Raw genomic sequence first — 22,940 nt, 5'->3', positions numbered from 1 at the left:
CTTCGTTGCCTCAACTCCTCGCCTCGCCCTGGCCAGGCCTCGAGCTTGAAGAATTCGCAATCTCTCAATTTTCGCCGGCCATGCACGAGTCGAGGTGCTCGACCCGCACGATCTGGTCAAGCCAGACCTGCCGGCTCCATTCCGGCACGTCGGGCCGTTCCAGCTGCACGGTGGCGTTGATGCCTTCGCGCTCGTCCGCATCGCGGAACAGCTGCACGTTCGGTCGCGTGACGACCACGCCATCGCAGCTGCTGCCGTCCTTGAGCAGCAGCACCACATGGCCGTTGGCCGGCAGTTCCTCGACCAGCGATTCGAGCTGCCGGATGCTGGTCCGGTCGGTGTAGACGCGTTCCGCTGCTCTGCCCATGGCATTCGCCTCGCGTGACGTGATCGGGCATCAGGGTGGTTGGCCCCATGGAAAGCGCGCGTCAATTCGTCCGTCTGCCAGCTGAACGGCAGGCTGGATGCCGGACGCCATGCACGCGCGATAGCGGGTCCCGATCGGGCTGGCTGCAAGCGACGGATGGAAGCCGCCGCGCGGGAAGAACCGGCAGCGGATATGCTTTTACGCTTCCCGCATGGAGCCGCGCCATGATCACCACCTCGCCAGGCGAATTCCTCGAAGCATTCGCCGCGCTGGCGCCGTTGCCGGGAGCGGCGGCGACCGCGCGGGCCGCGTTCATGGTGGCGCCAGCCGAATTCGCGCTGGCGCAGGAATCGGCGCGCGACAACCGCTACATGGACCTGGGCCTGATGGTCGACCCGCTGAAGGCGCTGGCCCAGCACGGCGCGCTGGCGCAGGCGCTGCGCGCAGACGTGCCGGTGATCACCTTTCCCGGTGACCCGGCAACGCCCGACGCGGTGTTTCCGAACAACGTGTTCGCCACTGCGCCGGGACGGCTGATCGTCGGTCGCATGCGCCACCGGGTACGCCAGCGCGAGGCCGCGCGCGGCGACATCCGCGGCTTCTTCGGCGACGTGCTGGGCTACGACGAGATCGACCTGTCCGCCCGCGGCGACCTGGTCGCCGAACTGACCGGCGCGCTGGTGATCGACCGTGCCCGCGGCATCGGCTACTGCGGCCTCAGCGAGCGCTGCGACCCGGCCGGCGCCGAGGCGATGCACCAGGCGTTCGGCCTGCGCCTGACCTACTGCTTCGAGCTGGCCGAGACCGAGTACCACACCAACGTGGTGCTGACCCTGCTGGCCGGCCGTGCCGCGATCATCGCCGCCGACGGCTTCCGCGACCCGGCTGCGGCGCAGGCGATCGCCACCGCCTGTGGTGACCGCGCGGTCTGGCTGAGCCCGGCGCAGAAACAGGCCTTCGCCGGCAACGCGATCACCCTTTCCGACCACCGCGTGTGGATGAGCGCCCGCGCCGCCCGTTCGCTCACCGACGCCCAGCGCGAAGCGCTGGCCGGCTACGGTTTCGCGGTGGGCGCGGTGGAACTGGACGAGATCGAGAAGGCCGGCGGCAGCCTGCGCTGCTGCGTGGGCGAGATCTACTGAGGCGGTCCGCGTTGCGCGGCCACCATCGCCGGGGCATGCTCGGCGCATGTCAGCGTCGCTATCCTATACACGCCTGCTGCGGTTGATCCTGTTCGCGATCCTCCTGGCCGCGGCCGGCGCGGGGTCTGCGTCCGCCGCCACGGGCGGCCGCACCTGGGCCAATCCGCTGGATATCGACTACCGCTACAACTACGAGCAGATGAACCAGGGCATCTCGTACCGCACCGGCGCGGACCCCGCGTTCGTGCGCTACGGCGACGCGTACTACCTGTTCCTGACCCTGGCCGACGGCTACTGGTGCTCGACCGACCTGGTGCACTGGCAGTTCGTGCAGCCGGACCGATGGCCGTTCGACGGCCCGGTGGCGCCGGCCACCCTGGTCGCCGACGGCAAGCTGTTCCTGATGTCGTCGGCGATGGAGCCGCGCCCGCTGCTGTACTCGACCGATCCGGCGCATGGCCGCTGGCAGTTCTGGACGCGCCTGCTGCCGGCGGTACCGGGCGCGGTGTGGGCCGGGCACGAGAGCGAAATGAAACCGGGTGACCTGCCGCCCGGTCCATGGGACCCGGGCCTGTTCCGCGACGAGGACGGCAGGACCTATCTGTACTGGGATTCCTCCAACGTCTTTCCGTTGTACGGCGCGCAGATCGACCTGGCGCTGGACCGCGCCGACGAAGGCGAAGGCAAGCGGATCACCTTCGTCACCAAGCCGGCCGCACTGCTCAAGGCCGACCCCGCCGCGCACGGCTGGGAACGTTTCGGGCAGGACCACGCCGACGCCCGCATCGCGCCCTTTGTCGAGGGCGCCTGGATGAACCGCCACGGCGACCGCTACTACCTGCAATACGCCGCGCCCGGCACCGAGTACAACGTGTACGCCACCGGCGTTTACGTCGGCAGCAATCCGCTGGGACCGTTCACCTACGCGCCATACAACCCGGTCGGCTACAAGCCAGGCGGCTTCGCCATCGGCGCAGGGCACGGCTCCACTTTCCAGGACGCCTACGGCAACTGGTGGAACAGCGGCACCATGTGGGTGGGCCTGAACTGGACGTTCGAGCGGCGCATCGAACTGTTCCCCGCCGGCTTCCACGCGGACGGCCAGATGTGGGTCGACACGCGCTTCGGCGATTTCCCGCAGCGCATGCCAGACCATGCGCTGCGCGAGGGCGAAAGCACCTTCACCGGCTGGATGCTGCTGTCGTACCGCAAGTCCGCGCGCGCTTCGTCGCAACTGCCGAAACATCCACCCTCCGCCGTCACCGACGAGAACCCGCGCACGTTCTGGGCGGCGGCAAGCAACACCGCCGGACAGACGCTCACGCTCGACCTGGGCGGCCCGCGCACGGTGCGCGCGGTGCAGGTGGACTACGCCGACTACCGCTCCGGCCGCTACGGCGATGCGCCCGACATCGTCACCCGGTTCCGCCTCGACGGCTCGGCGGACGGCAGGCGATGGACCACCCTGGCCGACCTCTCGCACGAAACCCGCGACCGGTCGAACGCCTATCTCGAACTCGACCATCCGGCACGCATCCGCTACCTGCGCTACGTGCACGGCCACGTCGGCGCACGCACCCTGGCGATCTCCGACCTGCGCGTGTTCGGCAACGCCGACGGCCCGCCGCCGCCGGCGCCGGTGCTGGTTTCCGCCCGCCGCCTGGCCGACACCCGCGATGCCGAGATCGTGTGGCAGCCGGTGCCCGGCGCGGTCGGCTACAACGTGCGCTGGGGGCTGGCCGCCGACCGCCTGCACGAGACGTACCAGCGTTTCGCCGACCAGCCGACCCGGCTGACCTTGCGTGCGCTGAGCAAGGGCGTGACCTACGTCGTGGCGGTCGAGGCGTTCGACGAGCGCGGAGTATCGACGCTGTCGCGGGCCGCCACATTGCAACCCTGAGCTTGCGTGCACCCGCGCAGTGCGCTCTGATGCGTGGATGATCGTCGTCCACCACCTCAACAACTCGCGTTCGCAACGCATCCTGTGGCTGCTTGAAGAACTTGGCGTGCCCTACGAGATCAGACGCTACCAGCGCGATCCGCAGACCATGCTGGCACCGCCGGCATTGCGCGCGATCCACCCGCTGGGCAAGTCGCCGGTGATCACCGACGGCGAACTCACCCTGGCCGAGTCCGGCGCGATCGTGGAATACCTCGCCGACCGCTACGGTGCCGGCCGGCTGATCCCCGCGCCCGGCACGCCCGAGCGGCTGCGCTGCAGCTACTGGCTGCACTACGCCGAAGGCTCGGCGATGCCGCCGCTGCTGCTGAAGCTGGTGTTCCGCCGGATCGAGACGACGCCGATGCCATTCTTCGCGAAGCCCGTCGCAAAGGGCATCGCGCGCAAGGTGCAGGGCGGCTTCGTCGACCCCCAGCTGAAACTGCACATGGATTACCTCGAAGGCGAACTCGGCAAGAGCGAGTGGTTCGGCGGCGATACGTTCGGCGTCGCCGACATCCAGTTGAGCTTCCCGCTGGAAGCGTTTGCCGCGCGCGGGGGACTGGACGACAGTTACCCGCGGCTGGCCACCTTCCTGCAGCGCATCCACGCGCGGCCTGCTTACCAGCGCGCGCTGCAGCAAGGCGGCGAATACCGGCTCGGCTGAACGGATCGCGACGCCGCGCGGCGCTGTTTACGCCTCGCTCACGAAGTCGCTGGCAGCCTCGGAAGCCCGCCGACGAGGAGAACACTCCATGCGCAACCACGATATCGAGAGCCGACTCCGCGACGCCGGCGAGCGCGCGGGCGAACAGGCGCGTCGCTATGCCGACGGCGCCGCCGAGCGTGCGCATAGCCTGTTCGAACGGGGCCGCGAGCTGGGTTCGCGCTGGAACCGGCACGGCGATTCGTACGGTCGCCGGCTGTCGCATGCGGCCGAGGATCTCGCCGACGAGGCGAACTACCAGTACCGCCGCCTGCGCCGCCAGGTAAACCGCCACCCGCTGGCCACGGCGGCGATCGTGGCCGGTACGCTCGGGGCGTTCCTGCTGCTGCGTCGCGTGTTCCGCAACGACGACGAGTGAACGCCGCGCGCGCCTGAACGCGATTGGCGCGAATCGGCGCACCGCCCGCCGCGGTATGCTGGTCATCCGTACGTCAGGTTGGCCGATGCATGCGTTCGAGGGACCTCACCTTCCACCACCCGGTGGCGTTCTGGCTCGGCTGCGCCATGGTGATCGCCGGCGTGCTGGCGCACCTGCCGATGCTGGCGATGGCCGCGCCGATGCATTACCGGCTCGTCGGCATGCCGATCGACAATGCCATGCTGGCCGGCATGCTGCTGGTGCCGCTCGGCGTGCTGCTCGCCGGTTACGGCCTGATGCCCCGGCTGGAACAGATGCGGCGCACGCTGCATCCCGATCGCGACCCGCTGCCGTTCCACGCCGCCGACCACGTACCGCTCAACCGCGAGCACTGGAAGCTGGTGACCGTGCTGACCATCGCGCTGGCGGTGGACGTGATGAAGCCGGCCACGATCGGCTTCGTGATGCCGGGCGTCTCGACGGAATACGGCATCGGCGCCTCCACCGCCGGCCTGCTGGCGTTGTCGGCGCTGACCGGCACCGTGATCGGCTCGGTGGTGTGGGGTCGCCTCGGCGACCTGTTCGGCCGCCGCGCGACGATCCTGCTGTCGGCGCTGATGTTCATGGGCACCTCGATCTGCGGCGCGATGCCGGCGTTCGGCTGGAACCTGGTGATGTGCTTCATGATGGGCGCCGCCGCCGGCGGCATGCTGCCGATCACCTTCACCCTGATGGCGGAGACCATCCCGACCCGCCACCGCGGCTGGCTGCTGGTGGCGCTGGGCGGGGTCGGCACCTCGGCCGGCTACCTGCTCGCCTCCGGCGCCGCGACCCTGGTCGAGCCCGACTTCGGCTGGCGCGCGCTGTGGCTGCTCAACCTGCCCACCGGCGCGCTGATCATCCTGCTCAACCACTACATTCCCGAATCGCCGCGCTTCCTCGCGCTGGCCGGTCTGGAGGATCAGGCGCGCGCGGTGCTGCAGCGGTTCTCGGGCACGGCGGCATCGGTGGCGGCGCCTGCCCGCCCCGCGGGCGAAGCGGCCCGGCCCGATCCGCATGCCTCCGCCCGCGTCGGCATGCGCCAGCTGCTGCGGGGAAGGCATGCGGCGATCAGCTGGGGGTTGATGGTATGCGCGGTGGCCTGGGGGCTGGCGAATTTCGGCTTCCTGCTGTGGCTGCCGGCAAACCTGGTCACCCTGGGCATCGACGCGCAGGCCAGTGCAGCGCTGCTGGCGCGCTCGGCGATCCTGGCGCTGCCCGGCATCGGCCTGGTGGTGTGGTTCTACCAGCGCTGGAGCAGCATCCGCACCCTGGTGCTGTTCATCGGACTGACCGCGCTGTCCCTGCTGTTCTTCTTCGCGATCGCGCTGGCCAACCTGCGCTCGACGACGCTGACCATCGTCGGCACGGTGGCCCTGCTGCTGAGCATCAGCGGGGTGATCGCCACACTGATCCCGTACGCTGCGGAGATCTACCCGGTGCACCTGCGCAGCACCGGCGCGGGGCTGATCGCCGGGGGCTCAAAGTTCGGCGGCATCCTCGGCGCGGTGATCGGCGTGGCCGGCCTGTTCGAACACTTCATGCTGTCCGCGCTGCTGATCGCGCTGCCGATGATCGCTGCCGCCTGGCTGCTGGCGCGCAGCGGCATCGAGACGCGCGGCCACGGGCTGGAAGCGATCCAGCACGCGCTGTCGGAATAGCCGCAAAGGAAAGCCGCCTCGCGGCGGCTTTCCCTGACCTTGACGCCGAGCGCCGATCGCTCACACGGTCAGCGGGTTCGGCTTGTCCGGGTCGAGCTTGTACTCGCGGATCGCGCGCGCCACGTCCTTGGCGTTGACCTTGCCTTCCTTCGCCAGCGCGGCCAGCGCGGCGTGGGCGATCCAGTAGCGGCTGATCTCGAAGAACTCGCGCAGGTGTTCGCGGGTGTCCGAGCGGCCGTAGCCGTCGGCGCCCAGCGCGGTGAAGGAACGTCCGTCGGGCACGAAGGCGCGCACCTGGTCGACCACGCCGCGCACGTACTCGCTGGCGGCGATCACCGGGCCGTCGTGGTCGGCCAGGCACTGCGCCACGTGCGGCACGCGCGGTGCCTTGGCTTCCGGGTGCAGGCGGTTCCAGCGTTCGCAGTCGAAGCCGTCGCGCGACAGTTCGCTGAAGCTGGGGCAGGACCACACGTCGGCCTTCACGCCGAAGTCGGCATCCAGCAGCTCCGCGGCGGCGACCGCCTCGAGCACGGAACCGCCCGCGGCCATCAGCTGCACGCGCGGCGCACTGCTCTTGCCCTTGCCCTTGGCGGCGCCGGCCCCCGAATCCCGGAACAGGTACATGCCCTTGACTATGCCGTCGTAGCAGCCCTCGGGCATGTCCGGGTGGGTGTAGTTCTCGTTGGTGGTGGTGATGTAGTAGAAGACGTCCTGCTGCTCCTCGTACATCTCCTGCACGCCGCGATGCAGCAGCACCGCCACCTCGTAGGAGAAGGTGGGGTCGTAGGCGCGGCAGTTGGGCACGGTGCCGGCCATCAGCTGCGAGGCGCAGTCGGAGTGCTGCAGGCCCTCGCCGGGGAAGCTGGCGCCGGCGGTGGCGCCGATCAGGAAGCCTCGCGCGCGCTGGTCGCCGGCGGCCCAGATCAGGTCGCCGACACGGCGGAAGCCGAAGAACGAGTAGTAGATGAAGAACGGCAGCATCGGCTGGTTGGACACCGAGTAGCTGGTGGCCGCGGCGATCCACGCCGACACGCCGCCGGCCTCGGAGATGCCTTCCTGCAGCACCTGGCCGTCCTGCGCCTCGCGGTAGTACAGCAGCTGGTCGGCGTCCTGCGGGCGGTACTTCTGGCCGAACGGCGCGTAGATGCCGATCTGGCGGAACATGCCCTCCATGCCGAAGGTGCGTGCCTCGTCGGCCACGATCGGCACCACGCGCGGGCCGAGCTGCTTGTCGCGCAGCAGCAGGTTCATGCCGCGAACCAGCGCCATGGTGTTGGAGATCTCGCGCTCGCCGGTGCCGGCGGTGATCTGCGCGAAGGCAGACAGCTCCGGCGCCTTGCACGGCACGTCGGTGCGGCGGCGGCGCTGCGGCAGGAAGCCGCCCAGCGCGCGGCGGCGCTCCTGCATGTATTCCACCTCGGGCGAGTTCGCGCCGGGGTGGTAGTAGGGCACGCTGTCGAGCTTGTCGTCGGCAATCGGGATCTGGAAGCGGTCGCGGAAGTGCCGCACCGCGTCACCGGTCATCTTCTTCTGCTGGTGGGTGGGGTTCTCCGCCTCGCCCGAGCCGATGCCCATGCCGTAGCCCTTCACCGTCTTGGCCAGGATCACCGTGGGCATGCCCTTGGTGTTCACCGCGGCGTGGTAGGCCGCGTAAACCTTGTGCGGGTCGTGGCCGCCGCGGTTGAGGCGCCAGATGTCGTCATCGCTGAGGTTGGCGACCATCTCGCGCGTCTGCGGGTACTTGCCGAAGAAGTGCTCGCGCGTGTACGCGCCGCCGAACGCCTTGCACGCCTGGTACTCGCCGTCGACGGTTTCCATCATCAGCTTGCGCAGGATGCCGTCCTTGTCGCGCGCCAGCAGCGGATCCCAGTAGCTGCCCCAGATCACCTTGATCGCGTTCCAGCCGGCGCCGCGGAACACGCCCTCGAGTTCCTGGATGATCTTGCCGTTGCCGCGCACCGGACCGTCCAGGCGCTGCAGGTTGCAGTTGATCACGAAGATCAGGTTGTCCAGCCCCTCGCGGCCGGCCAGTGCGATGGCGCCCAGCGACTCGGGCTCGTCCACCTCGCCGTCGCCGAGGAAGCACCACACCTTGCGGTCGGACTTGGGAATCAGGCCGCGGTTTTCCAGATAGCGGAAGAACTGCGCCTGGTAGATCGCCTGGATCGGGCCCAGGCCCATCGACACCGTGGGCATCTGCCAGTAGTCGGGCATCAGCCACGGGTGCGGGTAGGAGGTGAGCGAGCGCTCGCCGCCGATCACGTCGGCGCGGAACAGGTCGAGCCGGTCTTCGCTGATGCGGCCCTCGATGAAGGAGCGCGCGTAGATGCCGGGGCTGATGTGGCCCTGGTAGCCGATCAGGTCGCCGGGGTGCTCCGCGCTGGGCGCGCGCCAGAAGTGGTTGAAGCCCACGTCGTAGAGCGTGGCGCTGGAGGCGAAGCTGGCGATGTGGCCACCCAGCGAACCGGGCTTGCGGTTGGTGCGCACCACCATCGCCATCGCGTTCCAGCGGATCAGCGAGCGGATGCGCCACTCCATCGCCGCGTCACCCGGGCTCTTCGCCTCGTTCGCCGGCGCGATGGTGTTGACGTAGGCGGTGGTGGGATCGAACGGCAGGTGACCACCCGAGCGGCGGGTGGTGTCGACCATCTGCTCCAGCAGGAAATGCGCGCGCTCGGTACCGTCGTGATGGATCACCGCGTCGAGCGAGTCGATCCACTCGCGTGTCTCGGTGGGATCGATGTCCTGGTTGAGGATGTCGTCGAGCTGATCCATGAGTTTCTCCGCGGCGCCATTGCAGCGCCCATGCTTGAGGGGGATACCCCGCCGCCGGGGGATGACGGCGGGATCATTGTCCAAGTCTAGCCGCTGGCCCGGAGGGCCGCCAATGCAGGCTCCATGCGGCGGCGCACGGCAACCGGGTTGCCGCGCCGCACCGGCCACTCCGGACCGGTGACCGACGCGCTCAGCCGGACTGGCGGTTGAGCGCGCGGATCTGCGCCTCGACGCAGGCCACCGCGCTCATGTTCACCACCCGGCGCACGGTCGACTGCGGCATCAGGATGTGCGCCGGCTTGGCCACGCCCATCAGGATCGGCCCGATCACCACGCCGTCCGAGAGCATGCGGGTCATGTTGTAGGCGATGTTGGCCGCGTCCAGGTTGGGGAACACGAACACGTTCGCCTTGCCCTCCAGCCGCGAGTTCGGGAACAGCTTCTCGCGCAGCGAGGGCACCAGCGCCACGTCGGCCTGCATCTCGCCCTCCACCTCCAGCCGCGGGGCGCGGGCGCGGATCAGTTCCAGCGCCTTGCGCATCTTCTTGGCGCCGCAGGTGTCGCGGCTGCCGAAGTTGCCGCCGGACAGCAGCGCGATCTTCGGCGTGATGCCGAACAGCTTCAGCCGGATCGAGGCCTGCAGGGTCGCCTCGGCGATCTGCTCCGGGCAGGGATCGTCCTGCACGTGGGTGTCGAGGTAGAAGAACGTGCCCTTGTCGGTGGACACCGCGGCCATCGCCGACGGCTCGACCACGCCGGCATCCAGGCCGATGATGTCGCGGATGTAGCGCAGCTTGCCCTGGTACTGGCCGACCAGGCCGCAGATCATCGCGTCGGCCTCGCCGCGCTCGACCATCAGCGAGGCGATCGCGGTGGGGCGCGAGCGGACCACCGCCTTGGCCATCGACGGGGTCACCCCGCGGCGCTCCATCAGGCGGTGGTAGTGCTGCCAGTAGTCGTCGAAGCGCGGGTCGGAGTTGATGTTGCAGATCTCGATGTCCACGCCCGGCTTGATGCGCAGGCCGGCGCGATTGATGCGCTTCTCGATCACTTCCGGGCGGCCGATCAGGATGGGTTTGGCCAGGCCTTCATCGACCACCACCTGCACCGCGCGCAGCACGGTCTCCTCCTCGCCTTCGGCGTAGACCAGCCGGCACGGCGCGGACTTGGCCCGCTCGAACACCGGCTTCATCAGCAGGCCGGTACGGAACACGAAGCTGGTCAGCTGGTCGGTGTAGGCGGCGAAGTCCGCGATCGGCCGCGTCGCCACGCCCGAGTCCATCGCCGCCTGCGCCACCGCCGGCGGCAGCTGCAGCAGCAGGCGCGGGTCGAACGGCTGCGGGATCAGGTAGTCCGGGCCGAAGCTGGGCGGCTTGCCGCCGTAGGCACGCGCGCTGACGTCGGACGACTCGCGCCGCGCCAGCGCGGCGATCGCCTTCACGCAGGCGATCTTCATCGGCTCGTTGATCACCGTGGCGCCCACGTCCAGCGCGCCGCGGAACAGGTACGGGAAGCACAGCGCGTTGTTGACCTGGTTCGGGTAGTCCGAGCGGCCGGTGGCCATGATGCAGTCCGGCCGCACCGCCTTCGCCTCTTCCGGGGTGATCTCCGGGTTCGGGTTGGCCAGCGCGAAGATGATCGGCCGCGCGGCCATGGTGGCGACCATCTCCGGCTTCAGGATGCCGCCGGCGGACAGGCCGAGGAACACGTCCGCGCCGTCGACGATCTCGGCCAGCGTGCGCGCCTTCGTGTCTCGCGCGTAGCGCTGCTTGTCCGGATCGAGGTCGGTGCGTTCGGTGTGGATCACGCCGTGGCGGTCGAACGCCAGGATGTGCTCCGGCTTCACGCCCAGCGCCACCAGCATGTCCAGGCAGGAGATGCCCGCCGCGCCGGCGCCGGTGGTGGCCACGCGGATGTCCCCGATCTTCTTGCCGACCACCACCAGCGCGTTGAGCAGCGCCGCGCCGACGATGATTGAGGTGCCGTGCTGGTCGTCGTGGAACACCGGGATCTTCATCCGCTCGCGCAGCTTGCGCTCGACGATGAAGCATTCCGGCGCCTTGATGTCCTCCAGGTTGATGCCGCCGAAGGTCGGCTCCAGGCTGGCGATGATGTCGACCAGCTTGTCCGGGTCGTTTTCCTGGATCTCGATGTCGAACACGTCGATGCCGGCGAACTTCTGGAACAGCACGCCCTTGCCTTCCATCACCGGCTTGGCCGCCAGCGGCCCGATGTTGCCCAGGCCGAGCACCGCGGTGCCGTTGGTGATCACCGCTACCAGGTTCGAGCGGGCGGTGTACTCGGCCGCCGTGGTCGGGTCCTCGACGATCGCATCGCAGGCCGCGGCGACGCCGGGCGAATAGGCCAGCGACAGGTCGCGCTGGGTCAGCAGCGAGGTGGTCGGGGTGACCTTGATCTTGCCGGGGCGCGGCAGGCGGTGGTATTCGAGGGCGGCGAGGCGCAGTTCTTCGGGAAGGCTCATGGATGCTTTGTTTGCGGGTGGAGGGGGCGGCGAGCGCCTCGACGGGGAATGGCCTGCGATGTTAGCACCGGGGCGGACCTGCCCGGCCGGCGCCTGCGACGCGACGACACATCGTCAGCCACCGTGCAGCAGTTCGTCGCCTTGCACCCGGCTCATGTGGATGCCGTTGATGAACACTGAGAACGCCAGCTTGCCGGCCAGCCCGTGCACGTGCTGCATCCACGGCGGCAGCCAGCGCGGCGGCAGGATCGCGCCGGAGGCGAAGTGCGGCTGCAGCGCGACCACGTCGTGCAGGGTCAGCTTGCCGGCGAACAGGTGGCGCAGCAGGTCCATCCGCCGCTGCTTCAGCGCCCAGCGGAAGAACGTATGCACGGTGAGCAGGCCGGAGAGGTAGACGTTGTCCTTGGCAAACGCCACACCGCCGCCCGGCGGCACCCCCCGAAACACGCGCTGGGCCGAGTGGAAGCTGTCCGCCGCGCTCTGCCCGCAGGCGCTGAAATAACGGTAGACCTCCACGAAATCCGCGCCGTTGAGCGCCATGTCGATCGCCAGGATGCGCAGGCTGATGCGCTTCAGCCGCGCAATGTCGATGGCGCCGGACATCAGTTCGGCGAACACCGCCAGTCCTTCCTGGGTCGCGGTGACCCGCGGCGAGGTACGCGCCAGCGAGGCGAGCAGCGGCTGCCGGCGACCGTTCAACGCGGTGAGCGAGTGCACGAACGCCTCGTGCGCCAGCAACTGGTGGCGGTCGTATTCGCTGAAGCAGGTGCCGCCGCGCAGGCGGATGCGGGTGGCGCCGGCGGCCGCCTTGGCGGTCAGTTCGGGATCGACCTCGACCTTGATGGTGCCGGCGCCGAAGAACGCGTCCAGCGTGGCGGCCAGGTCCGCGCGCAGCTCGTCGGCCGGCACGTTGACGCTGATGTCGTCGGCCAGCAGGTCCGCGCCGAGTTCGTCGGACAGCTCGACGAAGTAGCGCGCCGCGTCCAGGTTGCTGCGCTGGCTGCCCGGGATGGCGTCGTCCGGACGTCCATACAGCACGATCGACGGCGCGGCGAAGCCGCTGGTGCCGACCGACTCCAGCATCTCCGCGGCGATCCGCCACGACTCGGCGGTACGCCGCAGGTAGTCGCCCAACGGGTCGATGTCCGCCGCGTCGGCGCCGCCCGCGGCCGCCTCGATCGCGGCCAGTTCGGCGCGCGCCGCGGCCAGGTCCGGCCGCACGTAGTCCACCTGCGGCAGCGCGAACCGGCCCTTGCTGTAATCCGCGATCATGCGGTCCTCCAGCGAGGCCGGCCACGCCACGGTGGGCAGGATGCGGATGCCGCGCACCGCCGCCAGCAGCCGCCGGTCGAGCTCGGCGTAGTGCTGCAGCGCCACGTCCGTCGTGGACGCGCTCATCGGCGCATACCGCGCTTTGCCATGCCCATTCCCGCCGTCATCGCCCTCGATCTCCCGCCGTGCACTGCCGGACCCGGTCGTTCCGGCAACGCGTCCAAATCCCGTGTCTGCGGCCCTTCCGCCGGCTCACTCCCGTTCGTGCCGTCCGCGGTGCGGGTGCGGCCGCTCGATCGGTCGGCCGCCACGCTGGCGGCGCAGACGCGCCTCAAGCGTGGCAGCCTGCTCCTCGCGTTCGTCATGCAGCTTCAGGTAATTGCGCCAGCGCGCCGCGGCCAGCTCGCCATTGTCCAGCGCCGCCTGCACCGCGCAACCCGGCTCGCTGCCGTGGCCGCAATCGGCGAAACGGCATTGCCCGGCCAGCAGCTCGATGTCGGCGAACAGGTCGAGGTTTTCCTCGCCGGTCAGCTTCAGCTCGCGCATCCCCGGGGTGTCGATCAGGCAACCGCCCGAGGGCAGCTGCAGCAAGGCGCGATGGGTGGTGGTGTGGCGACCGCGGCTGTCGTGGCTGCGCACCTCGGCGGTGGCCATGCGCGCCGTGCCGAGCAGGGTGTTGGTCAGGGTCGACTTGCCGGCGCCGGAGGAACCCACCAGCACCGCGCTGTCGCCCGGCTGCAGGTAGGCCGCCAGCGACGCCACGCTGGCCGGGTCCTTGCCGTTCAGCGCATGGATCGGGGTGCCCGCGGGCAGCCGCGCGCGCAGGGCATCGACCTGTGCCGCGGCGTCCTCGCGCACGTCCAGCTTGCTCAGCAGCACCACCGGCTGTGCGCCGGAATCCTCGGTCAGCGACAGGTAGCGCTCGATCCGCGCCGGGTTGAAGTCGCCGTCCAGCCCGGTCAGTACCAGCACGTAGTCGATGTTGGTGGCGATCAGCTGCCGTTCGTAGCGCTCGCCGGCGGCCGCCCGCGACAGCACCGTGCGCCGCGGCAGCACGCTGACGATATGCGGCGGCGTGCCTTCGGCGACCTCGACGAAGTCGCCCACCACCGGCCGCTCGGCCGGGTCGAGGCCACGCTTGAGGAAACGTCCGTCGGGCTGCGCGCCGAACAGGCTCGCGCCGTCGTGCAGCTCGTAGCCGGCGCGATGCTGGGCCACCACCCGGGCCAGGCGCAGGCCGCCGGCCGGCAGGGTTTCGCCGCGCCAGCCGATGTGGCGCAGGCGCTCGATCGTTTCGGCGTCACTCATGGGGAGGGTCGGTCGGCACGGTCCGGTGATTATGCCTTGCCTGAGGATTGCCCGACGATGAACCGGGACCCGGCCCAATTGGTGCTCGCGCTGCACTGCACCACGCTGCTAGCATCAAGCTGCCGGCGGCGCGGCCGCCTGTCGATCCCACCTCAAACATGCAAAGGACACCGGCGTGGCTCCCATCACCCCCAGTGCGCACCTGGCGGACGTGCGCTACGAAATCCGCGGCGCACTGACCCGGCGCGCGCGCGAGCTGGAGGCCGCCGGCCTCGACATCATCAAGCTCAACATCGGCAATCCCGGCCGCTACGGTTTCGCGGCACCGGCCCACCTGCGCGAGGCCATCGCCGGCCATCTGCACGACAGCGAGGCCTACGGCCACGAGCAGGGCCTGGAGCTGGCCCGCGAGGCCATCGCCGCGCAGCAGCGCGCGCGGGGTGCGCGCGGCGTCGAACCCGAGCGCATCTTCATCGGCAACGGCGTCAGCGAGCTGATCGACCTCAGCCTGCGCGCCCTGCTGCAGCCCGGCGACGAGGTGCTGCTGCCCAGTCCCGACTACCCGCTGTGGAGCGCCGCCACCATCCTCAACGGCGGCCAGCCGCGCTACTACCGCTGCCTCGCCCGCGACGGCCACCTGCCTGATCCGGACGAGGTCGAGGCGCTGATCACCCCGCGTACCCGCGCGCTGGTGCTGATCAACCCGAACAACCCGACCGGCGCGGTGTACCCGCGCGCGCTGCTGCAGCGGTTGGCGGACATCGCGGCGCGGCACCGGCTGCTGTTGCTTTCCGACGAGATCTACGACGAGATCCTGTACGACGGCGCCAGCTTCCAGCCACTGGCCGAAGTAGCCGGCGAGGTGCCCTGCCTCAGCTTCGGCGGCCTGTCCAAGGTGCACCGCGCCTGCGGTTACCGGGTCGGCTGGGCGAGCCTGTCCGGCAACCCCGCACACACCGCGGCGTATCGCGACGCCTTGCAGTTGCTCGCTGCGCTGCGCCTGTGCGCGAACGTCACCGCGCAGTGGGCGGTGCTGCCGGCGCTGCAGGATGCGCCCACGATCGGCGCGCTGACCGCGCCCGGCGGCCGCCTGCATGAGGCGCGCCGTCTGGTGCTCGAAGGCGTGGCCGCCAGCGACTACCTGGAGCTGGTGGTACCGCAGGGCGCGCTGTACGCGTTCCCGCAGGTACGCGCCGACCGCATCGCCCACTTCGACGACGAAGCCTTCGCGCTGCGCCTGCTGGAAGAAGAGTCGGTGCTGGTGGTGCCGGGAAGCAGCTTCAACGTGCCATGCAGCCGCCACTTCCGGCTCACTCTGCTGCCGCCGCCGGCGCAGCTGCGCGAAGTGTTCGTGCGCACCGAGCGGGTGCTGGCGCGGATGGCGCGCGAGCAGTTGCCGCAGTCGGCCGCGGTCGCCTGATCCCGTGATGCCGGCCACCCTGCCGCGCTTTCTCGCCCTTGGCGACTCGTACACCATCGGCGAGGCGGTGGCCGCGCACGAAAACTGGCCGTCCACGCTGGCGCGGCGCCTGCGCCAGGACAACATTCCTCTCGACGAGCCGCAGATCGTCGCGGTCACCGGCTGGACCACCGACGAACTGGCGCAAGGCATGGACGCGGCCGCGCTGACGCCGCCGTACGACCTGGTAACGCTGCAGATCGGCGTGAACAACCAGTACCGCGGCCGCCCGGCCGACGATTACCGCGGCGAGTTCGCCGGCCTGCTGGACCGCGCGATCGCGTTGGCCGGCGACCTTGCCGCGCGCGTGGTGGTGGCATCGATCCCGGACTGGGGCGTCACCCGCTTCGCCCGCGACCAGGGCCGGGACCCGGCGCGCATCGGCGCCGAACTGGACGCCTACAATGCGCTCGCCTGCGCCGAAGCCGAGCGCGCCGGCGCCCGTTTCGTCGACATCACCGGCATCTCGCGCCTGCATCCCGCGCTGCTCGCCGCCGATGGCCTGCATCCCTCCGCGGCGCAATACGCCTTGTGGGCGCAGGCGATCGAGGCGGCCGCGCGCGCCGCCCTTCGTTCCTGACCGCAACCGCGCTGCAACCTGCCCGCCATCGCACGGTGACGTGGCGATCGCACACTGGCGCCCCGGGCCACCACCGGGGATCGTGCCATGACCAGCTTCCATTGCCGCAGCGCCTTCATCTCGGACGTGCATCTGGGCACGCCGGACTGCAAGGCAGCCTACCTGCTCGACTTCCTGCGCCGGCTGCGTTGCGAAAAACTTTATCTGGTCGGCGACATCGTCGACCTGGAGGCGCTGTCCCGGCGCCACTGGTGGCATGCCGAGCACAGCGCGGTGATCGCGGAAGTGCTGGCGCTGGCGCGCCGCGGGGTCGAGGTGGTCTATATCCCCGGCAACCACGACGCACCCATGCGCAAGCTGCACGGGCAGAACTTCGCCGGCGTGCGGATCGAGCTGGACGCCGTGCACGTGGGTGCCGACGGCCGCCGCTACCGGGTCAGCCACGGCGACGAATTCGACCCCGAGCGGATCGGCAGTCGCTGGATGCTGCTGCTCGGCGAGGCGATGCATCGCCTGATCTGCTGGAGCAACCGCCGGCTGCATGCATTGCGGCGGCGGCTGGAACTGCCGTACCTGCCGCTGTCGATCATCGTCAAGTCGCACGTGGGCAAGGCGCTGGCGTACATCCGTGCCTACGAGCAGCGCGTCGCCGACGACGCGCGGCGGCGCGGCTTCGACGGCCATATCTGCGGGCACATCCACTTCGGCCACGTGCGCGAGCTGGGCGGCGTGCTCTACCTCAACGACGGCGACTGGGTCGAGCACTGCACCGTGCTGGTCGAGGACCATGCCGGCGCGATGGAGCTGATCCACTGGAGCGAGCAGTCCACCGCGCTGGGCCGCGCCAGCCGCGAGCAGGTGTGGCCCTCGCCCGCCGCGGTGCTGGCGCTGGCGCCGCTGGGTGCTGCGCGGCGCGGCGAACCGGACCCGGACGAACTGCCTCGCGCCGCCTGAACGGGCGGCCTTGAAGGCCGGCGGGAACCCCGCATATCGGGGCGGCGTATCATAGCCGTCTTACCTGCCGGAGTTATCCCCATGTCCCTCGACAGCGCCACCCGCGAACGTATCGAAACCCTGCTCAAGGACCACCGCGTGGTGCTGTTCATGAAGGGCAACCGCCAGCAGCCGATGTGCGGCTTCTCCGCGGCGGCCACCAATACGCTGAACGAGCTGCTGCCCGACTACCACACGGTCAACGTGCTGGACGATCCGGAAATCCGCGAAGGCATCAAGGCCTACGGCGACTGGCCCACCATCCCGCAGCTGTACGTGGAGGGCGAACTGGTCGGCGGCGCCGACATCATCCGCCAGATGTACGGCAGCGGCGAGCTGCACCAGCTGTTCGGCCTCGCCGCGCCGGACCGCACCGCGCCGGAAATCACCATCACCGATGCCGCCGCCGAGGCGATCCGCCAGGGCACCGCGAACGCGCAGGGCGTGGCGCTGCACCTGGAGATCGGCCCCGACCACAGCGCCGGCTTCCAGCTGGCGCCGGCCGGCGAGCACGACATCGTGGCGCACGCCAACGGGCTGGAGATCCATTTCGACCCGGCCAGCGCGCAACGCGCCAAAGGCATCGTGATCGACTGGGTTTCCACCGTGCAGGGCGAGGGCCTGAGCCTGAAGTTCCCCGGCGCGCAGGAGATCAAGCCGCTCGGCGTGCAGCAGCTGAAGGACCGCCTCGCCGCCAACGACCTCGTGCTGATCGACGTGCGCCCCGCCGCCGGCCGCGCCATGGCCGCACCGCTGGCGCAGGCGCGGGTGCTGGAGGAAGAAGGCTACGAGGCCCTCGCCAGCCTGCCGAAGGAGACCGCACTGGCCTTCATCTGCCACCACGGCATCTCCAGCCGCGCCATGGCCGAGCGCTTCGCCGCGCACGGCTTCGGCAACGTGTACAACGTCGAGGGCGGCATGGACGCGTGGGCCCGCGACGTGGACCCGGGCGTGCCGCGTTACTGACCGTCCGGCCAACCGGATCGCATCGCGAAAGGCCCTGTCGTGGGGCCTTTCGTTTGCCGGCGATCGGACATTCCGTGAGAACCGCTCCCCCGGCTCAGTCGCCGGGCAAGTCGCAGCTCCGGTTGAAATCGCCGATGCCGGCGACCAGTTCGGCGAGCGCGGCGCGTTCGGCCTCGCTCAGGTCGGGATTCCAGCAGTCCATGATCAGCACCACGCGCGTCTCGCCGCTGCGGTTCCACGCTTCGTGCTCGAACGTGTCATCGAAGGTGACGCAGCGGCCTTCCTGCCACTCGTGAATCTCCCCACCCACGTTCAGCGCGCAATCCGGCGGCACGATCAGCGGCAGGTGGGTGACCAGCCGCGTGTTGGTGACGCCGCGGTGCGGCAGGATGTGGGTGCCGGGCCGCAGCACCGAGAACAGCGTCTCCGGCCCGTGCTCGCGGATCCGCGACAGCGGCATCCGCTCGATCAGCGCAGTGGTTTGCGGGCAGCTGGCGCAGTGCGTGTCGTAGCGCTGCCCATGGCGATAGAAGAAGTAGGCGTCCCACGCCGCCTGCTGCGTACCGGAGGCACGCAACATGGTCCCCGCGTCCTGCGATGACTCGACCTTGAGGAAGGCCTCCAGGTCGCGCGGCTGCTCCAGCACCGCGCGCAGCTCTTCGCGGATCGCCGCGGTACCGGCCTCCAGCGCCTCGAACTCCGGAAAGCGTTCGCGTGGGTAGTACGGCTGGCTGGGAATGCCGGGGAAGTAAAGGAACTTCGGCTGCTGTCGCGGATCAGGCAGGTTCGCCGGCTGCTCGTGCAGGTAGATCGCCAGGCAGTGCTCGACGCGCCGCAGTTCCGAACGGCCATAGCGTTCGCGCAGCGGTTCCAGGATGCCGTCGAACAGGTCGTGCCGGCCGGCATCGACGTAGCGCATGGCATGCTTCACCGCGTCGCGCATCCCCGGCGCGGTGTTCGCATCGCCGAGCCAGCGCCCTTGCGTCTGCGCGGCGTGAATCGCGCCGTAGTAGGCAACCAGCGCGTCGTGTGACTGCCCGAGCTGCTCCAGTGCCAAGCCGAGCCGCAGGCGGGCCACGAACATCTGCGGTGCCAACGCCAGCGCGTCGCGCAGATCGACGACGGCACCGGCGTAATCCGCACCCGCCATCCGCGCCGAGCCCAGCTGATGCAGCACTCCCGCGTCCCGCAGGTGCGCGCGATGCGCTGCCAGCAGGCGCTCGATCGCCTTGCCCACCTCGCCGCGGACGAGGTGGCGCATGGCGAGATACTGCAGCGCCTCCGCATCACCCGGCTCGGCGTCCAGCAGGTGCAAAAAGGACTGCTCCGCCACCATCTCGTCGCCGTGGTCCAGGGCGAAGCGCGCGCGTTCGCGGTAACCCGGCTGAGGATTCGACAACTGCTCGTTCATGACCGGCTTCGCCTGAAACTGGGGATGCGGCGCCATGCATGCGCCACGGCGGGAAACATGAGCGGCATAATACCCCCGATGCCAACTGCCACTGCGACATCACGCCGAAGACTCCGGGAAAGTCTTCGTCAGGAGGTGTCCCGGTCAAGGAACGGCACGCATCCGGATGCGCGCATCGTTACTGGGCGTCCCGGAACCCGCCACCGACTCACCCGACAGGTCGCCGCATGCCGCCCACTTCCCCAACCTCGCGACTGAACGGGCTGGATTCGGCCGGCGTCCAGCACGTCGCCGCCGTTGCCGAAGCCCTGGATGCCGGCCGGGTTGACGAGGCCAACCGCCGCCTCGGGTTCGTCATGGCCACGCACCCCAGCCATCCAGAAGTGTTGCGCATGCAGGCCGGCATTCTCGGCCAGCGGGGCCTCCACAGCGAGGCGATCCACACGATGCAGCGCGCACTGGCGCAACGGCCGCAGGACGCGCTGTATTACAACACCCTCGGCGCCCTGCTGGGCGCGGCCGGCAACTACGACGGCGCCATCGTGGCCCTGCGCCGGTGCTGCGAGCTGCAGCCGCGGCTGGCACTTGCCTGGTACAACCTCGGCGTGATGCTGACCCGCAGCGTGCAGAACGATGAAGCGGTGGGCGCGCTGCGGCAGGCCGTGGCGATCGACCCGGACCATTACGCCTCACGCGCACTGCTGGCCGACCTGCTGCGCACCACCGGCCAGGTCGAACAGGCCGCCATCGAGTATCGGCGCCTGCTTGCGCAACAGCCCGCCACCGGCATGGCCTGGTGGGGGTTGGCCGAACTGAGGAGCAATCGCTTCAACGATGACGACGTCGCGCGGATGCGTGCCATCGCCCGGGACCCGGGCATCGATGCGGACGACCTGATCGCCACCGGCTTCGCGCTGGCAAAGGCACTGGACGAGGCCGGCCGCCCGGCCGAATCGCTGGCCGCCCTGGAACACGCCAATGCCGTTGCCCGGCGCCGGCAACGCTGGAGTGCCTCGGCTTTCTCGACCACCATCGATGCGATCCTCGGCGCCTTTACTCCACCCCCCGTCGGCGCCACGGCGGAGCAGGGCAGCGAAGCGATCTTCGTCGTCAGCCTGCCCCGCTCCGGCTCGACCCTGGTCGAACAGATACTGGCCTCGCATAGTCGCGTCGAAGGCGCCGGCGAACTGGCCGACCTGCCGCAGGTACTCGGCGAGGAGTCGCGCCGCCGCGGACTGCACTTCCCGCAATGGGTCGGCGCGATGCAGGCCGGCGACTGGGAGCGGCTGGGGCAGCGCTACCTGGAGCGCACCGCGCGCTGGCGCCGTCAGCGTCCCGTATTCATCGACAAGCTGCCCAACAACTGGATGTACGTCGGTGCCGTCCGGGCCATGCTGCCTTCGGCGCGCATCGTCGCCTGCCGGCGCGATCCGCTGGAAACCTGCTTCTCCTGCTATCGCCAACACCTGGCGGGCAACGAGTACACGCGCACCTTCGAGGACCTGGCCGGTTTCTGGCGCGATTTCGATCGCAGCGTGCAGCGCTGGCGCGAACTGCACCCGGCACATGTATTCGAGCACCGGTACGAGGACCTGCTGGCCGGACCGGAAGCCGGTATCCGGCGATTGCTGGATTTCTGCGGCTTGCCCTTCGAGCCTGGTTGCCTCGATTTCCACGAAACACGGCGCGACGTGCGATCGCCCAGCGCCACCCAGGTGCGCCGCCCATTGCACAACACCGCGCGTGCGCCACGCTATGGTGCGCTGCTCGATCCATTGCGCACCGCGCTGGGACTGCCGCGGTGGCACGCATGACGCAGGAGCGCGCAGCCAGTGCTGACGCGACTGCCGCCGGTACCCGGGCACTGGCCGAGTACCGGCGGCAACGCACCATCGGTGATACGCGGGCGGCGCGACAGGCCTTGCAGACGGCCCTTGCCGACGCCGCCGAGAGCGAGTGGCTGGAGTGTTCGCGCGCCCTGGTGCTGGGCGGGGACCTCGACGCGGCGCACGCCGTGCTTGCCGCCGGCATCACCGTCCATCCCGACTCGACCGATCTGCGCTTTGCCCTGGCTGGCATCCTGTACGAACGGGGTGAGCCGGCGCAGGCGGAGTTCCTGCTGCGCGAATTGCTGGAACAAAGGCCCCTGCACGCCGCAGCCACTTTTCTCCTTGCCCGGCTGCTGCGCCAGCAAGGCCGCCTGAGTGCGGCGGCGGCCGCACTGCGCACCCTGTTCGTCCACGACCGGCACCCTCTGGCTACCGTGATCCAGGCCGTGGAACTGCTCGACGATTGTGGCAGGAAGCAGGACGCCGCCGCGATCTGCCAGGCCGAGATCGCCGCCGGCTGCACCGATCCGCGCATTTACGCGTATGCCGGCATGCTGGAACTCCAGCTGGGCGCGTTCGAAGACGCACGCCGGCATTACACCTATGTGCTGGCGCATGACGAGCGGGCGCCGGAATGGAACATCCCGATCGGCCTCAGCAGCATGCAGCGCTATCGCGACGCAGGCCATCCGGATTTCCAGCTGTTCCGGGACACCCTGCGGCAGGAAGGGCTGAGTGAAAAGGCACGCAGCGCCACCCTGTTCGCACTGGGCAAGGCGCATGACGACATCGGCGATTACGCCCAGGCGGCGGATTACCTGCGCCGGGCCAATGCGATCGCGCACAAGGCTACCGGGTGGTCGCGCAAGCAATGGCGCCGCCGAGTGGATTTGCAGCTCGCACGCCCGTCCATGCCTTTCAAGCTGGTGCCGCCGGACAGCTGGACGCCCGTGTTCGTGGTCGGCGTGCCGCGCTCCGGAACCACCCTGCTCGCCGACCTGCTGGCACGGCATCCCGACGTGTGCAACCGCGGGGAGCTGCCCTGGCTCAGGCACGTCGCGCAGTCGCTGTCGCTGCATGACGAGAGCCGCATCGAGGCATTCGAACAGGCAGCCGCCACCTATGCGGCGCAGCTGCGCCAGGACGACTCCGACGCGGCATGGTTCATCGACAAGCAGCCGCTCAATCTGCTGCATGTCGACCTGATCCTCGCCTTGTGGCCCAACGCCCGCATCGTGTTCTGCCAGCGGAATCCACGCGATACGGCGCTGTCGCTGTGGTCGCAGTCGTTTCTCGACGATGCGCACGGCTATGCCTACGACTTCGCCGACATTGCCGTGGTCATCAGGGACTGCCTCCGGCTGATGGCGCGATGGGAGCAGCTCCACCCCGCAGCGATCCACACGGTGGCCTACGAGCGGCTCGTTGCCGATCCCTTCGCGACCATGGCGGAGGTGGCCAACTGGCTGGAATTGCCATCATTCGACCCGCAGACATTGCGGCAGCCATCCGTCGCGATCAGTACCGCCAGCCTGTGGCAGGCACGCCAGCCGATCCATGCCGGCTCGGTGGAGCGCTGGCGGCACTACGCGGCGCATCTGCCCGAGCTATTGCGAATCCCCGAGCGCTGAG

At 69.6% G+C, this 22,940-nt stretch carries 17 protein-coding genes; 11 read left to right on the top strand and 6 right to left on the bottom strand.

Annotated features, from left to right (window positions below; all coding sequences use genetic code 11):
• Positions 1 to 64: 64 nt before the first annotated feature.
• Positions 65 to 367: a DUF3247 family protein gene (locus tag DEO45_RS10800; RefSeq protein WP_114343403.1), complete on the bottom strand. Its 303-nt coding sequence runs from the start codon at positions 365 to 367 to the stop codon at positions 65 to 67.
• A 224-nt stretch (positions 368 to 591) separates the two neighbouring features.
• Here DEO45_RS10800 and DEO45_RS10795 point away from each other — a divergent pair, with 224 nt between their 5' ends.
• The 5 genes from DEO45_RS10795 to DEO45_RS10775 all read left to right on the top strand — a co-directional run bounded on the left by DEO45_RS10795 (position 592) and on the right by DEO45_RS10775 (position 6,233).
• The gene (locus tag DEO45_RS10795; RefSeq protein WP_114343401.1) at positions 592 to 1,509 is read left to right on the top strand and encodes an arginine deiminase-related protein; all 918 of its coding nucleotides are present in this window, start codon (positions 592 to 594) and stop codon (positions 1,507 to 1,509) included.
• 46 nt (positions 1,510 to 1,555) lie between these two features.
• Positions 1,556 to 3,409 (top strand): family 43 glycosylhydrolase, encoded by a 1,854-nt coding sequence (locus DEO45_RS10790; protein WP_189339727.1) that lies wholly within the window; start codon positions 1,556 to 1,558, stop codon positions 3,407 to 3,409.
• Between the two features lie 37 nt (positions 3,410 to 3,446).
• A complete protein-coding gene (locus DEO45_RS10785) occupies positions 3,447 to 4,115 on the top strand; it encodes a glutathione S-transferase family protein (RefSeq protein ID WP_114343399.1) in 669 nt (222 codons plus the stop codon).
• 88 nt (positions 4,116 to 4,203) lie between these two features.
• On the top strand, positions 4,204 to 4,533 hold the full coding sequence (locus tag DEO45_RS10780) for a hypothetical protein (protein ID WP_114343397.1): 330 nt from the start codon (positions 4,204 to 4,206) through the stop codon (positions 4,531 to 4,533).
• Between the two features lie 89 nt (positions 4,534 to 4,622).
• Entirely contained in the window at positions 4,623 to 6,233 is a 1,611-nt protein-coding gene (locus tag DEO45_RS10775) for an MFS transporter (protein ID WP_114343394.1), read from the top strand.
• A gap of 60 nt (positions 6,234 to 6,293) precedes the next feature.
• Here DEO45_RS10775 and aceE read toward each other — a convergent pair whose 3' ends face one another.
• From aceE to rsgA, 4 genes are all read right to left on the bottom strand, one after another.
• Entirely contained in the window at positions 6,294 to 9,008 is a 2,715-nt protein-coding gene (gene aceE, locus DEO45_RS10770; protein WP_114343392.1) for a pyruvate dehydrogenase (acetyl-transferring), homodimeric type, read from the bottom strand.
• A 190-nt stretch (positions 9,009 to 9,198) separates the two neighbouring features.
• The gene (locus DEO45_RS10765) at positions 9,199 to 11,490 is read right to left on the bottom strand and encodes an NADP-dependent malic enzyme (protein WP_114343390.1); all 2,292 of its coding nucleotides are present in this window, start codon (positions 11,488 to 11,490) and stop codon (positions 9,199 to 9,201) included.
• Between the two features lie 114 nt (positions 11,491 to 11,604).
• Positions 11,605 to 12,888: a flavohemoglobin expression-modulating QEGLA motif protein gene (locus DEO45_RS10760; protein WP_114343388.1), complete on the bottom strand. Its 1,284-nt coding sequence runs from the start codon at positions 12,886 to 12,888 to the stop codon at positions 11,605 to 11,607.
• A 126-nt stretch (positions 12,889 to 13,014) separates the two neighbouring features.
• Positions 13,015 to 14,070, bottom strand: coding sequence for a ribosome small subunit-dependent GTPase A (rsgA, locus tag DEO45_RS10755; protein WP_114343386.1), 1,056 nt, complete (start codon positions 14,068 to 14,070; stop codon positions 13,015 to 13,017).
• A 175-nt stretch (positions 14,071 to 14,245) separates the two neighbouring features.
• Between rsgA and DEO45_RS10750 the strand changes: the two genes are divergently transcribed.
• The 4 genes from DEO45_RS10750 (at position 14,246) to grxD (ending at position 18,068) form a co-directional block, all read left to right on the top strand.
• Positions 14,246 to 15,490, top strand: coding sequence for an aminotransferase class I/II-fold pyridoxal phosphate-dependent enzyme (locus DEO45_RS10750; protein ID WP_114343383.1), 1,245 nt, complete (start codon positions 14,246 to 14,248; stop codon positions 15,488 to 15,490).
• Positions 15,491 to 15,497: 7 nt separating this feature from the next.
• On the top strand, positions 15,498 to 16,109 hold the full coding sequence (locus DEO45_RS10745; protein ID WP_189339726.1) for an SGNH/GDSL hydrolase family protein: 612 nt from the start codon (positions 15,498 to 15,500) through the stop codon (positions 16,107 to 16,109).
• An 87-nt stretch (positions 16,110 to 16,196) separates the two neighbouring features.
• The gene (locus tag DEO45_RS10740) at positions 16,197 to 17,063 is read left to right on the top strand and encodes a UDP-2,3-diacylglucosamine diphosphatase (protein ID WP_114343381.1); all 867 of its coding nucleotides are present in this window, start codon (positions 16,197 to 16,199) and stop codon (positions 17,061 to 17,063) included.
• A gap of 81 nt (positions 17,064 to 17,144) precedes the next feature.
• The gene (gene grxD, locus DEO45_RS10735) at positions 17,145 to 18,068 is read left to right on the top strand and encodes a Grx4 family monothiol glutaredoxin (protein ID WP_114343379.1); all 924 of its coding nucleotides are present in this window, start codon (positions 17,145 to 17,147) and stop codon (positions 18,066 to 18,068) included.
• A 94-nt stretch (positions 18,069 to 18,162) separates the two neighbouring features.
• Here grxD and DEO45_RS10730 read toward each other — a convergent pair whose 3' ends face one another.
• Positions 18,163 to 19,479, bottom strand: coding sequence for an aspartyl/asparaginyl beta-hydroxylase domain-containing protein (locus DEO45_RS10730; RefSeq protein ID WP_114343834.1), 1,317 nt, complete (start codon positions 19,477 to 19,479; stop codon positions 18,163 to 18,165).
• A 227-nt stretch (positions 19,480 to 19,706) separates the two neighbouring features.
• Between DEO45_RS10730 and DEO45_RS10725 the strand changes: the two genes are divergently transcribed.
• Both DEO45_RS10725 and DEO45_RS10720 read left to right on the top strand, forming a co-directional pair.
• Entirely contained in the window at positions 19,707 to 21,293 is a 1,587-nt protein-coding gene (locus DEO45_RS10725; protein ID WP_114343377.1) for a tetratricopeptide repeat-containing sulfotransferase family protein, read from the top strand.
• Complete coding sequence (locus tag DEO45_RS10720) at positions 21,290 to 22,939, top strand: tetratricopeptide repeat-containing sulfotransferase family protein (protein WP_114343375.1); 1,650 nt, start codon at positions 21,290 to 21,292, stop codon at positions 22,937 to 22,939. Before DEO45_RS10725 ends, DEO45_RS10720 begins: the two co-directional genes overlap by 4 nt.
• The last annotated feature ends 1 nt before the right edge of the window (position 22,940 follow it).

The organism is Rhodanobacter denitrificans (assembly GCF_003335105.1).
Classification (GTDB): domain Bacteria; phylum Pseudomonadota; class Gammaproteobacteria; order Xanthomonadales; family Rhodanobacteraceae; genus Rhodanobacter; species Rhodanobacter denitrificans_A.
This window is presented reverse-complemented; position numbering and strand designations above follow the sequence as displayed.

Excerpts from the sequence above, each read along its gene's own strand:
- DEO45_RS10795 (WP_114343401.1), top strand. The coding sequence starts at position 592 with ATGATCACCACCTCGCCAGGCGAATTCCTCGAAGCATTCGCCGCGCTG.
- DEO45_RS10720 (WP_114343375.1), top strand. The coding sequence starts at position 21,290 with ATGACGCAGGAGCGCGCAGCCAGTGCTGACGCGACTGCCGCCGGTACC.
- aceE (WP_114343392.1), bottom strand. The coding sequence starts at position 9,008 with ATGGATCAGCTCGACGACATCCTCAACCAGGACATCGATCCCACCGAG.
- DEO45_RS10760 (WP_114343388.1), bottom strand. The coding sequence starts at position 12,888 with ATGAGCGCGTCCACGACGGACGTGGCGCTGCAGCACTACGCCGAGCTC.
- DEO45_RS10745 (WP_189339726.1), top strand. The coding sequence starts at position 15,498 with ATGCCGGCCACCCTGCCGCGCTTTCTCGCCCTTGGCGACTCGTACACC.
- DEO45_RS10725 (WP_114343377.1), top strand. The coding sequence starts at position 19,707 with ATGCCGCCCACTTCCCCAACCTCGCGACTGAACGGGCTGGATTCGGCC.
- DEO45_RS10780 (WP_114343397.1), top strand. The coding sequence starts at position 4,204 with ATGCGCAACCACGATATCGAGAGCCGACTCCGCGACGCCGGCGAGCGC.
- DEO45_RS10730 (WP_114343834.1), bottom strand. The coding sequence starts at position 19,479 with ATGAACGAGCAGTTGTCGAATCCTCAGCCGGGTTACCGCGAACGCGCG.
- DEO45_RS10765 (WP_114343390.1), bottom strand. The coding sequence starts at position 11,490 with ATGAGCCTTCCCGAAGAACTGCGCCTCGCCGCCCTCGAATACCACCGC.
- rsgA (WP_114343386.1), bottom strand. The coding sequence starts at position 14,070 with ATGAGTGACGCCGAAACGATCGAGCGCCTGCGCCACATCGGCTGGCGC.
- grxD (WP_114343379.1), top strand. The coding sequence starts at position 17,145 with ATGTCCCTCGACAGCGCCACCCGCGAACGTATCGAAACCCTGCTCAAG.
- DEO45_RS10800 (WP_114343403.1), bottom strand. The coding sequence starts at position 367 with ATGGGCAGAGCAGCGGAACGCGTCTACACCGACCGGACCAGCATCCGG.
- DEO45_RS10790 (WP_189339727.1), top strand. The coding sequence starts at position 1,556 with ATGTCAGCGTCGCTATCCTATACACGCCTGCTGCGGTTGATCCTGTTC.
- DEO45_RS10775 (WP_114343394.1), top strand. The coding sequence starts at position 4,623 with ATGCGTTCGAGGGACCTCACCTTCCACCACCCGGTGGCGTTCTGGCTC.
- DEO45_RS10740 (WP_114343381.1), top strand. The coding sequence starts at position 16,197 with ATGACCAGCTTCCATTGCCGCAGCGCCTTCATCTCGGACGTGCATCTG.
- DEO45_RS10785 (WP_114343399.1), top strand. The coding sequence starts at position 3,447 with ATGATCGTCGTCCACCACCTCAACAACTCGCGTTCGCAACGCATCCTG.